Source organism: Paraglaciecola sp. G1-13 (genome assembly GCF_055809255.1).
In genome coordinates, this window is sequence record NZ_CM147903.1 from 3,175,765 (window position 1) to 3,190,406 (window position 14,642).

The window sequence follows — 14,642 nt, forward strand, 5'->3', positions numbered from 1 at the left end:
CTATGACTAAAAGCTAGGTGGAACATGATTCAAAACGCACAAAAAAACAGCATAAAAAAAGGCCTGAATGGCCTTTAGTTTATCGCAGCTTGTTTATTAACCATTTAATAAACTAAGTACTTGTCCTTGCTGTTGATTTGCTTGAGCCTGCACAGAGATGCTCGCTTGGCCAAGTATATTGGCTGCAGCGCTATCCGCCGTTGCTTGCGCGTAGTCTGTGTCTTGAATACGACTGCGGGCTGCAGCAACATTCACATTTGACTGAGTTAAGTTACGCGCTGCACTCTCAAATTGGTTTTGCGTAGCCCCCAAATCGGCTCTAGCGGCGCCAACAAACTCGGCCGCTTCATCTGCAACCGCTAATGCTTCTTCGGCACCTTGCGCTGTGCTTAGGTCTACATTTAGCACATCAGTTAAACTTGCGGCAACATCTTGAGTAGCCACACCGATTTTCTGCCCCGCATTGGCACCAATTTGAAAATCAATATTGCCGGCATCACTTAGTAGTGACTTGCCGCCGAATTCAGTTTGCTCAATCGTTTGGGATATATTCTCTTGTAACTGAGACACTTCAGCTTGAATGGCTTGGCGATCTGAGTCGCTCAAAATCCCATTACCGGCCTGTACCGACAATTCACGAATTCGGCTTACATCATCATTAATACCAGATAAGCCACTCTCTGCGACTTGCGTTAACGACACGCCATCATAAGCGTTAGTTACCGACTGACGGTTGCCTTCAACCTGAGAGGTCAACCTGTCAATAATCTGCTGAGCAGCGGCTCCATCTGCGGCACTGTTGATCTTTTTTCCAGAAGCTAGCTTCTCAAAGATCGACTCCTGTCTTTGCTGAACTTGTTGCAACAAAGATGAATTAGACTCTGTATTTAGATTAATCATATTTTTCTCCTAGAAATTGTACCTCTACAACTTCTTAAAACCTGAATTAAGATTAGCAAAATATGGGTTAAAAAGTAAGCAGCGAAAAAGTATGTTTTACGATACCTCTCTATTGGGAGCAATACTTAGGTGCAATTAAGTCTATTTGTTAGTCCAATTCTGGCGTGAAAATGTAGCGTTTGATGATGCGGCTCTAGATTTCTGTATTTTCATCAAATGCTTATGTAGACTTTGTGTCAAATAATTAGCAGTAAAACGGCCCAGTTATTGCAGATTTTGCCATTGACCTTGTGTCAATGACGTTTCGACGAGTATCCCAGCGCTATGGGTTGAAACGCTTAGTACTGAGTAATTGAACCGTCGCTACTGATAATCATAACAACCGTGACTATAAGTGAACCATGTTAAAAAATATTCGCCTGCACTTAGAGAAAGATGAAGAAAAACAAGCCGCATTGGATGATGCTCTAGCTAAAAGCATTGTTGAAACACGCAGCAATAGCTTTAATGCATTTCAGCGCAATATTCCTTCACTTCTTCCCTTGATCAAAGATTCTAAGCTTTCAAACCTATCTTTATTTATTAATAAGTGGGGCGAGACCAATATCGTTGATTATGGAATAGGCAGAACATTTTATGGTTTTCACCCTCAAGAAGAAATAAATCAGCAGGTAGCGCAGTCACTTGAACATTGCCCTAGTGTTGAGTTTCACAAAACAAAAATACAATCAAAGCATACTGATACGCTCACAGACCCATTAGATTTTACCCAACTGGAAAGCTTTAAGACCGAGCAAGCCATGGGTCCTATGCCAGATGAAGTGGAATGTTTAGTGGTACTGGGCTGTGGCCTCGGTTTGCACATAAAGCAATTACTTGAAGCGCGAACGATTAAAAACCTCATTATTTATGAACCTGAAGTGCAGTACTTTCAATGCTCAACAATGGCGACGCCTTGGGCTGATATTTTTGCTTTAGCCAAAGCAAAAGGGACTTCACTGTTCATTCAAATAGAGAAAGATGGCAGAGACTTACTGTCGGATATAAACGAACTTAGGGAACACATTTCCTTAACCCGTTTTTATGTTTATAAGCACTATAATCAGCAGGTGTTCGATTCGATTCATCAGGATATCTGCACGCGTAGCTGGGAAGAAATTAGCAATAATGGCTTTACCATCGCGCGCGAGAAAAGTCATTTAGAATACGTACCATTCTGGACGCCTAAACTAGACTTAAATACGCACCGCCAAGTGTCACCCCAGAGCGCGTTATTCAAACAGAACCTAGGCGCATTTAAAAAATACTTCCCAAATATTTATCAGCAATATAAAGACTACAAACCCAAGATTTGGTTGCCAATTAAAAACCAGTCTGAAGAGGTTAACGTACTAAAGTCTGAGGGGTTGTATACCTGGTACGGTAACTCACCTAAGCAAGACTGCATTTTAAATTTTGAGAATTTTAACGAGCAACCGAATAAAGATGGTTTAGTGCTTGGTTATAAAGGCACTAAACTCGCGCACTATATCCACTATCAGTTTGTAAACGAGACTCAAGATCTTTTAAAAGAAGCAGAAGAAGAAGTGGGTGAATTACCCGAGACAATAGCTTCTATTATCATGTTCGGGCTGGGTATTGGTTACCAATTAGAAAAATTGCTGGAAGAACACACGGTGGAAAAACTGTTTGTTTGCGAGCCAAATCCTGATTTTTTTTACGCGTCTTTGTTCGCCATAGATTGGCAAGCCATCTTTGAAAAAGTAGAAGCCAGTGATGCACGCATATATCTAAATGTAGGTGATGATGGCACTCACTTATTCAATGACCTGCTAAACCAATTCCACTCGATTGGTCCCTATATTTTAAATAATACCTATTTTTACCAAAGCTACTATAACGCTTCACTCAATAGCGCCATTGCCCAGCTCAGGGAGCAGCTTCAGGTGGTTATCTCCATGGGAGAATACTTCGATCATGCCTATTACGGCATCGAGCACATGAAAGAAGGGTTCCGGCGCGATTATCCAGTACTCATGAATACCCCATCGCAATTCCTAAGTTATGAAGATAAGGAAGTCCCGGTTTTTATAGTAGGTAATGGGCCCTCGTTAGATATGTCGATTGAGGCAATCAAAGAATGGCGTGACCAAGCTATCGTCATTAGCTGTGGTACCGCCCTCCAGGCGCTTTATAAGAATGGCATCACGCCAGACTTCCACGCCGAAATTGAGCAAAACCGCAGCACCTTCGATTGGCCGGTGTTGATAGGTGATTTAGACTATTTAAAAGAAATAACGCTTATTTCCTGCAATGGGATTCACCCAGACACATGCGAGTTATACAAAGATGTTTTGATCGCTTTCAAAGAAGGGGAATCATCAACAGTTTCTGCATTAAGTGTACTAGGAAAGCAGCACTTCGAAGTACTTAAGCAATCCTTCCCTACTGTTAGTAATTTTGTAACTAACATTATTAGTGTACTGGGCTTCAACCATATTTATTTAATGGGTGTAGATTTAGGTTTTGTTGATGTAAACCATCATCACTCGAAGTCTTCTGGCTATTACCAAGAAGATGGTAAAGAAACCTACGACTACTCGACCGCTAATATCACCTCACTTGTTGTACCAGGTAATTTTAGGCCTAAGGTAAATACTAAACATGAGTTTAAAGTATCACGGCAGATCATCGAGCAAGTCACTTACCGAAAGCCAAAAGAACAAACCTTCTACAATTGTAGCGACGGAGCGAGAATCAAAGGAACAACCCCACTTGAGATCGATAATCTACTCATCATGGCGAGCAATGATGAGCGTGACCATGCTTTGGAAAAACTGCATAAAAAGGTTTTCTCAACCAAGCACAGTACCCACTTTATCGAAAAATATGAAAAGCAATTCTCACATGAATTAATGCTTGAAGAAGTGCAGCAACTGCAAGAATTGGTTGAGGAACACTTATCAACACCTGACGATATAACTAAGCTGATTAATGCTCAAAAAGAGTTACTGTTTGATTCTTATCAGACGGGCCACTCTCTGCTGTTTTACTATATGTATGGGACGGTAAATTATGCCAATGCGATTTTTACAAAACTTTCACTTCAACATTCAGAGAGATTTAAAAGTGTTGAACTTTGCATTACTGCCACATCCAAATGGGCTAATTTACTCAGGAATTTAAAAGAGTTTTTGTGTTTCTCTCAAAATACAAAATATTTTGATACATCAGGCTTCAATGTTTGGAAGAGAGAATCTAAATACTTAGAAGAAGTGGGATTCGGCAGGTCAATATTAATCGTTACTAAAGATCCTAATTTTGAAAATAGCATCAAATGGAATTTAAAAGTTCATTTTCCATTTATAAATAATATTTACTTTACTAAAAGTCCAATCAAGGAATACAAAACGAAAGATTTCGACTATGTCATTTATGAAGAGAATTCGAAAAATTCAAGTAAAAAAGGCCTCATAAACACTATTAGCCTAACGTCATCTAATGATGTTCGGAAAAATCCTTTTAATAATGAGATGCTACTTGCTAAACCCAATATAAATGATGAATCTGTAGTGAACAACTTAGTATCAACAACTTTTTTACTAATAAGATGTTGTTTAAGCTTATCTTCACCGTCATTTATTATCCCTAAATTATTAGGTTGTGATAAAACAAAATTCAATGAGGATGTTTTATATACAATACCAGGCGATTATATTGCCTTAGACTTTGTTCATTTCATTTCTATCTATAGAAAAGAAAAAATTGAATTAATATCTGAACAAGTAAAAACAAGGGGGAGATTGGTGCTAGGAAACATACGGATGAAACATTTATTACTTACTCTTACGACGAAAGAGAAGTTGAGCGAATATAGACATACACCGGCTGAAATCGAAAATTAAAAGGAATTAATATGCCAGGCATTTATGGATATACAAAAAGTGAATCAAATGAAGATAACATTCATTTAATGTCTACTGCTTTAATAGTTGACTCAAACGACCTAATAATTGACGATATAGTTAACGACTCTTCAATACAAATGTCTCATATACATTTAAAGTCAACTAAAAACCACAAAAAAACCTTTAATAAAAATGGAATTTTCATATCAATACAAGGTGAAAAATATAATTATATTGAAAATACTTTCGAGGAGTTACTTTACGAGTCATACATCAATCAAAAACTAAAAGATATATTGAGTAAAATTGATGGTTACTTCCATGCGATAATTTATGACAGTATTAATAAAAAAGTTCACCTGATATCTGATAGGTACGGCATGAGTTTATTGTATTATTGCTCTGCGGATAATAAGTTAGCTTGGAGTGCTGAAGTAAAAGGATTACTTGCCCTACCTAGAACAGATTACACTTTAAACGAAGACGCTATAAATTCTTTTCTCGAACTAGGTTATTTAGTTGAAAATGAGACGCTACTTAAAAATATCGAGCTAGTCCCACCTTCAACAATTATTACATATGATCTAAAATCAAGTAATTTAGAACAAACCACTTATTGGAAGTGGTCTGAAATTAAATTACAAAATGTTTCTTTTGATAGCGCTGTTGAACAACTTGGGACGCTATTTTTAGCCTCTGTAAAAAAACGATTTAGCCCGGATGAAAAAATGGGAGTATCATTGAGTGGGGGATTGGATAGTAGAGCGATCATTGCTGCTGTAAACACCTTGTATCCCGACTATATTGGAGAACTCTACACCTTTGGAATAGAAGGTTGTGACGATATAGAGATAGCTAAAATCGTAGCAAAGAAAACAAAGTGGAAGCATACAATATATAACTTTTCTGAATCTAACTGGTTTGAATCTCGTTTTAATTCTATTTGGCGAACTGATGGTATGCTAAGCATGATGCATATGCACGGAATTGAATTTCTAGAAGAGGTATCGAATAAAATCACGTTTAACTTAAATGGTTATGCTGGAGATGTTGTATGTGGTGGCGGCTGGTTAAATCATCTACCTCTAGATAAGCAAGCGAATAATAGTGACTTAAAACAGTTTTACAAAAATCAAACCGATAGAGTAGATTTTGATTCAGACTTTTATGCGATAGATAAATGTGAACCTCACCTTTTAATGAATAGAGTCAGGCGCTTTACTAATATGGGCAGTGTTAATAGCCTTCATAAAATAACTCAGAGAAAACCGTTTTTCGATAATAATCTAATTGAATTTGTATACTCTTTACCCGATGATTATAGAAAAGATAATAAATTATACGCTGATATGTTGATTAAGTTTTTCCCTGATTTTTTTGAAAGTATACCATGGCAAAAAACACGGAAAACATTACTAGGTAAAGAATCAAATTTACTATCATACCCAAAAATAAGCCGCGGATACATTAATTACGCAAAAGGAATAAGAGACGAAGAAGTCCTTCGTAAGATTACTAATATGCTGCATTATGAAAGTTCAAGATATAGTAAATTTACAAATATTGATCCTATCTCCCAATACCTAAATCCACACTTAGCTTCCTTTAAAGTTAACCATGTAGAAAATATCTTCAGGTTCGTTACTCTCGAATATTACCTCCAAAGAACATCCATTTTTCAAAGCTAACTAAAAGAAAATATACACAACCCTGAAACTTGTCAGTTGAAATAAAGGCAAAAAAAATGAAGAAAATTTTAATTTATGGAACGTCAAATAAAGCACTCGCTGAATTAACTGCACTGTCTTTACAATATGAAGTACTTGGCTTTGTAGATAGTAATATAAAACGACAGGGAAAAATCCTGTTAGGTTTAAAAATCTATCACTATTCAGACTTAGAAAATTTAAATTTCGATCTAATCATTATTTGCAGTGATTTTTTTACTGATATTTCAAACACTTTAAAGTCAGTAGGTATTGATAACTATGTAAATTCAAATGACATTGAAGAAATACAAAAAAATTCAGCTCAAATTTTTTCTCTTCAAGAAGAGTTTAGAAGTAATATCATTGAAAATATCCCCCAAATACCTCTTCAGCATTCACATATCAAAAACTGTACACTACTTGTTAACCGATTAGAATTATTACAAAAACTACCACAAGAAGGCATCGCGGCAGAGCTCGGCGTTGACACTGGAAGTTTTTCTTCACAGATTTTGAAAGAAAACAAACCCAAAACACTACATTTGATTGATGTCTGGGATAGTACACGGTTCAATCAAACTCTTTTAGATAAAATAAAGAGTAAATTTGAGCAACAAATACGCTTAAAATCCGTAGTTATTAATAGAAGCTTATCCCATGAAGCAGTCCATGATTTTCCCGATAATTATTTTGACTGGATCTATATAGATACAACACATAAATATTTGCAAACTAAGTTAGAACTAGAGCTATATGCCCAAAAAATAAAGCCTGGAGGGATAATAGCCGGCCACGACTATTGTATGGGGAATTGGGAAAAATCGTTTAAATATGGTGTTATTGAGGCAGTACATGAGTTTTGCGTGACACATAAATGGCGGTTAAAATATCTCACTATGGATATTAAGGAAAATCAAAGTTTTGCTATCGAGAAAATAAATTAGCGAAATCAGATATATATATATTAAAATTCACCTCAACTGGGATAAAAAATTGATTAAATATGTTCATATTATGATTTCTGAAAAGTTTATGCCTCCCTACATAGACTTTATCCAAGAGAATTTTCACGTTTCTGAACACCAGTTTATTTATATCACCAGTGAAAAATATCAATTTGGACTGACGCCTTCCCATAATGTCAAATTTATTCATACTGATGATGACTTTTTATGTTTAGTAAAAATTTTACAAGCAGCAGAAAAAATCATTCTTCACGGTCTATGGCGAGATAAAATTAATAATTTACTAATTACCTTTCCGGACCTATTACAGAAATCGTATTGGGTAATGTGGGGAGCAGACTTTTACAAACCTGATAGTAAAAATGATGAACACAAAAAGATAATTGAGACGATTGGTCACCTTGTCTCTTATTCCGCTGGTGACATACAGTTTGTTAGAACTTGGTATGGAGCAAAAGGACACGCTATTATAAACTTTGCTTATCCTAGCAATTTATATCAACCAACTGAATATACTCAAAAAAATCATACTTCAAAAAATATCTTACTAGGTAATTCCGGTGCAACAAATAACAATCACTTATTTTTATTGGAACAAATATCGAAATACAAACACAGAATAGGCAAGGTTTACACGCCTCTATCTTATGCCAATAAAGGCCATCCTGAACACATAAAAAAAGTAATTAAATATGGCAATGAATTATTTGGTGACCAATTCATACCAATGACAGAGTTTTTACCATTTGATGAATACAAAAACTTACTTAAAGAGGTGGACATAGCTTTATTTGATCATGATCGCCAACAGGCAATGGGAACTATAGTTACGCTATTAAGTTATGGCTGTAGAGTGTTCATTCGCCCGTCTGTTACCACATGGGATACACTGAAAGATTGTGATATAAAACTGTTTGATATAGCTAAATTAGACGAAGGATTTTTAACTGAATACCATGCACAGAGGAACATCAATAATATTAAAAAACACTTTTCCAAACAATCTTTAGTACACCAATGGCAGTATTTATTTAATCTACCAAACGGTTGAAAAGTTGACTAATCAAGGCTATGAGAAAGAGTAAACACAATGTTTTTGTTATTTAACTTTAACCTTTATTAGATTTTGCATATCGTTTGTTTTGGTTAACATTTCATCGAGTGAATTGAATTTTAAAAATACGATTCCTAGTTTGTGAGTTAATGGCTCTGTAATTTCATCGCCTTTATGCCACCATAAGTATTGTTTCACTATATTGCTCTTCACAGTGGTATCTATACTGACAGTGTCTATCGTTCCTGCTTTATCTGCCATAATACAATGGCGACTATAAAAACCCTCGTTATTTCGTTGATTGAGTTCACTACAATCGCTCCCAGTAAAGGCTTTAATAATGTAGCTAGAATAGTCTACTGAAGTGGCAAGCTTGACTAAATTTAAGTATAAATCTCCCGGAGGTCTTCGACATATCTCAATGATAATAGGTTGCTCATCTTTAAGAATAAACTGCACATGAAATATTCCATCTTTGAGCTTCATTAAATGTACGATTTGTTCTGAGTAACTAATTAACTTTGCAATGACATTTGAGGGAACAATGGACGGAGTTGATGCCGCCGAAACCATATACTGATTAAGAAAGTAATGCTCATTATCTAAGAAGTTGAACGCCACTTTACCATCTACGATAAAAGCAGAAAAACCATGCCTAGTCCCTTCTATGAAATCTTCTATGACAATCCTTTTTGTTTTCGACATTTCAAAAGCTATTTTGATAGCTTCCTTAGCTTCCAATTCAGACGAAGCCTTCAGAATGCCTTTACCACCGGTTAGATCTACAGGTTTGACCATGACAGGAAACTGGAAGAGCTTCAGGTTATCTACGGCCTTGATTGGGTCGATAAAACCCATAGCATTAGGACTAGGAATACTATGCTTTAGCGCAAACTCCCGATATGAATCCTTATGATGAATTTTTTGCGCCAATAAATAACTGTCATGTCCCGGTAAATTCATTCTTTCCGCCACATAAGCACAGCTTATTGCTGAAAAATCATTGGCACAGGGGCAGATAGCATCTATTTTTAATGATATAGCAACTTGAAGCATCAATTCATTGTTTGAGAAATCTGCTAAACAGGTCTCGTCAGAATATTCATGGGCCATATCAAGAGGATTGTTTCCTGATGTGATGACATAAAAACCTAGCTTTTGCGCGGCCAAAACTAACGGGATATCAGCATAGCCCCCACCAGCAATCAATAATTTTTTTTTCATATATGGATTACGTTACCACTCTCGATTAAATGATTAACTCATTAACTAACCTATTTTGGTCAATCCCTAATTTATTAAATTGCTCTACAATAAGTGCATAACCTTGAACAGCTGCAATAACAATAGGAAGGTCAGACTCCTTGAGAACCGAAGGGCATTTTACTTCTTTGTCAAAATAAACGCTGCCTATTTTATTCGGTGTAGCATCAACAAAATAAGCAATTTCCGCTTGCTCAAAAAAGTGGCTTTTGGAAACGAGGTATTTAGCTTGTTGCCCTGCCCCCCAAACGATTACTCGAGGATACTTTTTAGCCGTAGCTATGAATTCGAACCCAGTTAGATTATGCAGCCTATTGACATAATCAGGACTATTTAATGCAAAAATATCTCCTAATCGATGCCATAACAACTCGTCAAAGTATATTGCAGAACAGCCTAACTGTTTTAGCAATCCAAACATTAAAACCATAGAAGTAGCTGATTCAATACTCACATGCTCTTTTTTAAAATCACCGCTTATTTGAAAAACACAGTTCTGTAACGAATAGCTTTTCATTAAAGTTACGAAAGAGCGAACTTCATTTTCAGAGTCATTATTTTCAGTGAAAATATATTTAATGGTTATTTTTTTGTTGTTAACTTCTGAATAGTCTTTGAGATTGCTACATACTCTGTGTAAATAATCCCGTCCTCTAATATTTTCAAAGGTCTCTGTCGTACCAGCATCAATACTTGTTATTAGTTGCCCACGATTTTCTATCAGTAATATATCTATTGCTGGGCTATGTTTTACCGAGTTACTCAGAACTCGTTGCTGCACGTTAGGAATTTTTTCAGCTAACATTCCAGTAATTTTCTCAAAGCCTTTACCCAAAACCGGCTCCCCCCCCCCCCACACAACTAATGCGCAGTTTTGTAATGCCTCATCTTCTATAAATTTCTCGATACTGCCTTCAATATCGTATTTTTGCTTTTCACCACCGTAATATTCATCACTGCAATAGGTACATTTTAAATTACATACTGAATGATACTCTAATGATAAATAATGGATATCTAGCTTATTGAGAGTATCCCACTTTTTAAATTCAAGAAAAGAACACCCTTCACATGGATTACTTATTCCAGCATTAATTTTTTGATGTAACTCCCGTTTAGCTTCCAATATCTCCCTACTACCGAGAGACTTCTCGGAGCCATCAGTAACATCAAACAATTTCACGTCTCCGCGCATTTCACCGTCTACGAAAAAACGTTTGCAACAAGTACGAACTTCATTGGAGCGCATAAATACAGAATGCTGTAAATCCGTACAACTCCAACTTTTACCATCTAGCTGACTAATCTGCGTACAAATTGTTTCTACTTTTTCTGTTTCACTCAAACTTTTCTCATCCATCTTATCAAAAAATAAACGACATAAATTTCCATATAATGTTTTACAATTTTTGAGAGTTTCTACAAATTCTTTACTTTTGCGTTTTTCTTGACTAAATAGCCAAAGGGCTGAAAAAAGCGGATGTATATTTGTTGCGCTACTCCTTTGACGAGCTATTTCTCGTATTCTAGTCGCGATAACACCAATAGTGCCGTAGTGGTATGCAGCTAGATACCGATCTTTAACCGCACTCGTTAATTTAGCATTTTTAAGAATATTGAGTATTGTATTCCAGGCACGTAAGTAACCTTCAACATGTGCTTTAGATATAGTATTGATAATTGAATTTCGATGGTTTCTTTTTAAATAAATAATGTGATCAAAATAGCGTATATCACTGGCGTTGAAATAAACATTAAAAATAAAATCTACATCTTCATGAAGACCAGAGTCAAATTTCATATTTGACTCAACTAACAATGATCTTTTCATCGCTGTAAAAATCACTGATCCGTCCATACGATGGGATAAATAAGCTTCAATTAATTTATGCTGATGTGAAAAATAAACGTTATCTCGACGCCCTATACGTTGACTACTTTTTAAGTTTTTTTCAGACTTTTGACTCTCTGTCCAATCAAATCCGACAACGTCTAATGATGGTGATTTTTGATTATTAATAAACTGCTGGAGAGTTCGAATGCCATTATCTTTTAGTTCATCGTCACTATCTAAAAATATAACCCATTGGTTAGTAGCAACTTTTAAACCTTCGTTTCTAGCTATTCCAGGGCCAGTATTAGTCGATAATTCAACTAGTTTTAAATTAGGAATAATATCGTAATAACGCTGAACAATAGAACAGGTGTTATCCGCAGAGAAATCATCGACTAGAATCACTTCGATATCTGAAGAAGAAAGGTTTTGGCTAACAATACTATCTAAACAATCGCTAATAAATTTACTAGCATTATAAGTCGGAATGATAATCGAAAATGACGCGCTCATATGCACCTCAAAACTTGATTGAACAGACTTACTGCTATCGTTAAGTTCATTAAGACTCAACCCGTTCCCAGGTTTTATTCTTTGCTGATCGAACCATCGCCTCTAAAAATGTTAACCCTTCAATAGCTGTATCAACGCCAAAAACCCATGGTGAAGTGCTTTTAGCGGTTTGCTTAAACTCTTTCAAGCTTTCAGCCAAATCAAAATAATGGTTAGCAAATGCCTCAATAAATCCTGCTGGGTGACCTGCTTTAAATCGGTTGTAACGTAATTCACTAGCAACATTTAGCTCTACTGATGTACGTTCAATAATCTGTTTATGGCTATAATTATCAGTAAATGTAATGCTCTCAGGCTGCAACTGAAACCATTCGGCAGCCCCTAAAGTACCGTACACCCGCACACGTAAACCATTACTGTGACCTATCGCACATTTACTGAACCAAACTTGTACATCCAAATTGTTGGTATATTTTGCTAAACACATCGTGTTGTCGATTATATCCGGCACCAAACCATAGCTATTATTCATTGCAACAAGTTCAACAGGCTTTTGAGCGGATAAAAATGAAACCATTTGATGTAAATGGACACCGAGATCTAAATAAGCTGTGGGAATTTTTTGATCAATTGTACGCCACTTTTGAGGACGAGGTTTATTACCATCTTTATCCAACCTCATAAATCCTTCTTGAGGCATTTCAATTTGAATTTGATTTAATGTGCCTAGCTTTCCTGTGGAAATTAAGTTTCTCAACTCTCTAACCATTGGGTACCCAGTGTAATTATAAGTAATAGCTAAAAAGCCCTCACTATCTTCCACTACACTTCTAAGTCGTTTAGCTTCTTGTGACGAAGTTACTAGTGCTTTTTCACAAATGACAGCATAACCCGACAAAATGGCCTTTTCGACGATATCGGCATGCAGCGGAGTTGGAGTTAAAACAACAATGGCATCAAGTTTACCCTTCTCACTAAGCAACATTTGTTGCCAGTCATTATAAACACGATCAAGTGGAACGCCCCAACTGTCAGCAGTTGATAAATTCACTTCTGGGTGAGTGCTAAAACATCCCGCCTGTAACTTCCACATCCCATCCATTTGTGATGCGATTTGATGGGTTGTTCCTACCGCAGAGTTTTCTCCTCCGCCAATAAAACCAATCCGTAACTTTTCTAAACTCATACTTTATATCCGGTGATTTCTAGCGCTATTCAGATATAAACAATAATATCTTTTCAACTACACTAAACTTTTAACAATGCGCTAGTAAACGATTATTTTGAGATTCAAAATAATCAAAAACATGATGAGTTATTACATCAATCTCTTCATTTTTCAATCCAAAAAACATAGGTAACCTCAACAATCGTTGTGATTCATTTGTTGTTCTTTGCATTTTGGAATGACATATACCGGCGTTCCTCCCCATCGGGGAACTATGCAATGGAACATAATGAAAAACACTCACGACACCTTTAGAGTACAGATATTTAATAAGACTATCGCGGCAGCTTACATCTTTCACTCGAATATGAAAAATATGCCCGTTATGCTCGCAATCAACAGGTATTGTCGGAAGTTGAATGTGACCTGATAACTCTATTACAGATAAAAGTGCGAAATATTTATTCCAAGATGCCAATCGTTCATCTTTGATTTGTTGAAAGTCCAACAGTTGTGAATACAAATACGCTGCACTTAACTCTCCTAACAAATAGCTACTTCCCACATCTACCCAAGTATATTTATCTACTTTTCCTTCAGAAAATTGACGCCTATTGGTTCCCTTTTCTCTTAATATTTCAGCTCGGTCGACCAAATCAGGATCATTGATAACTAGCATTCCACCTTCACCACCTGCCGTAATATTCTTGGTTTCGTGAAAACTGAAGGTTGCAATATGCCCATGCACACCAACGGGCTTCCCTTCGTAGTTACTGCCGATACACTGAGCAGCGTCTTCAACTACTTTTATATTATATTTTTTAGCAACGTCCATCAGTCTATGCATATCACAGCTAACACCAGCATAATGCACCGGAACGATAGCTTTTGTTTTTGACGTTATAAGACTTTCTAATAACTCAACGTCAATATTTAATGTTTGAGGGTCTATTTCAGCAAACACTACTTTTGCACCACGTAAAACAAACGCATTAGCGGAACTAACAAAGGTGTACGAAGGCACTATGACTTCATCACCATTTTGAATATTGAGCAGTATTGCGGCCATTTCTAGGGCATGTGTACAGGAAGTCACCAACATAGCTCTTTTACAGCCTAATTTTTCTTCAAACCATTTTTCACAGAGTTGGGTATATTTGTTGTTCCCGGACATTGCAGAGCTATTCATAGCATCGAATACGAAAGCATCTTCATGTCCTGTTCTTGCTGGTTTATTAAACGGAATCATTGATTACCACCTAATGTATACGTTAAATTACCGCGCCTTGGTTTATTTATCGACCTTATTGTAAGAACCTTTAAAATGG

9 protein-coding genes are annotated in these 14,642 nt (G+C 36.3%); 4 read left to right on the forward strand and 5 right to left on the reverse strand.

Going from position 1 to position 14,642, the window contains the following annotated elements; genetic code table 11:
* Positions 1–96 precede the first annotated feature (96 nt).
* Positions 97–900, reverse strand: a complete 804-nt coding sequence (locus tag AC0L6N_RS13495; protein WP_473475182.1) for a flagellin N-terminal helical domain-containing protein — start codon at positions 898–900, stop codon at positions 97–99.
* 401 nt (positions 901–1,301) lie between these two features.
* Between AC0L6N_RS13495 and AC0L6N_RS13500 the strand changes: the two genes are divergently transcribed.
* Genes AC0L6N_RS13500 through AC0L6N_RS13515 form a run of 4 tightly spaced genes read left to right on the forward strand, consistent with a single transcriptional unit; the run spans position 1,302 to position 8,533 of the window.
* Positions 1,302–4,805, forward strand: coding sequence for a 6-hydroxymethylpterin diphosphokinase MptE-like protein (locus AC0L6N_RS13500; RefSeq protein WP_473475184.1), 3,504 nt, complete (start codon positions 1,302–1,304; stop codon positions 4,803–4,805).
* 11 nt (positions 4,806–4,816) lie between these two features.
* Positions 4,817–6,496 (forward strand): asparagine synthase-related protein, encoded by a 1,680-nt coding sequence (locus AC0L6N_RS13505; RefSeq protein ID WP_473475186.1) that lies wholly within the window; start codon positions 4,817–4,819, stop codon positions 6,494–6,496.
* Positions 6,497–6,552: 56 nt separating this feature from the next.
* Positions 6,553–7,461, forward strand: coding sequence for a class I SAM-dependent methyltransferase (locus tag AC0L6N_RS13510; RefSeq protein ID WP_473475188.1), 909 nt, complete (start codon positions 6,553–6,555; stop codon positions 7,459–7,461).
* Between the two features lie 49 nt (positions 7,462–7,510).
* Entirely contained in the window at positions 7,511–8,533 is a 1,023-nt protein-coding gene (locus AC0L6N_RS13515) for a TDP-N-acetylfucosamine:lipid II N-acetylfucosaminyltransferase family protein (protein WP_473475190.1), read from the forward strand.
* Positions 8,534–8,581: 48 nt separating this feature from the next.
* Here AC0L6N_RS13515 and AC0L6N_RS13520 read toward each other — a convergent pair whose 3' ends face one another.
* The 4 genes from AC0L6N_RS13520 to rffA all read right to left on the reverse strand — a co-directional run bounded on the left by AC0L6N_RS13520 (position 8,582) and on the right by rffA (position 14,563).
* Positions 8,582–9,760 (reverse strand): ATP-grasp domain-containing protein, encoded by a 1,179-nt coding sequence (locus tag AC0L6N_RS13520; protein WP_473475192.1) that lies wholly within the window; start codon positions 9,758–9,760, stop codon positions 8,582–8,584.
* A gap of 25 nt (positions 9,761–9,785) precedes the next feature.
* Positions 9,786–12,146, reverse strand: a complete 2,361-nt coding sequence (locus AC0L6N_RS13525) for a glycosyltransferase (RefSeq protein ID WP_473475194.1) — start codon at positions 12,144–12,146, stop codon at positions 9,786–9,788.
* A 49-nt stretch (positions 12,147–12,195) separates the two neighbouring features.
* Positions 12,196–13,332, reverse strand: a complete 1,137-nt coding sequence (locus AC0L6N_RS13530) for a Gfo/Idh/MocA family protein (RefSeq protein WP_160181685.1) — start codon at positions 13,330–13,332, stop codon at positions 12,196–12,198.
* 70 nt (positions 13,333–13,402) lie between these two features.
* Positions 13,403–14,563 carry a dTDP-4-amino-4,6-dideoxygalactose transaminase gene (gene rffA, locus AC0L6N_RS13535; RefSeq protein WP_160181684.1) on the reverse strand — a complete coding sequence of 387 codons (1,161 nt, stop codon included), beginning with the start codon at positions 14,561–14,563 and terminating at the stop codon, positions 13,403–13,405.
* Between the last annotated feature and the right edge of the window lie 79 nt (positions 14,564–14,642).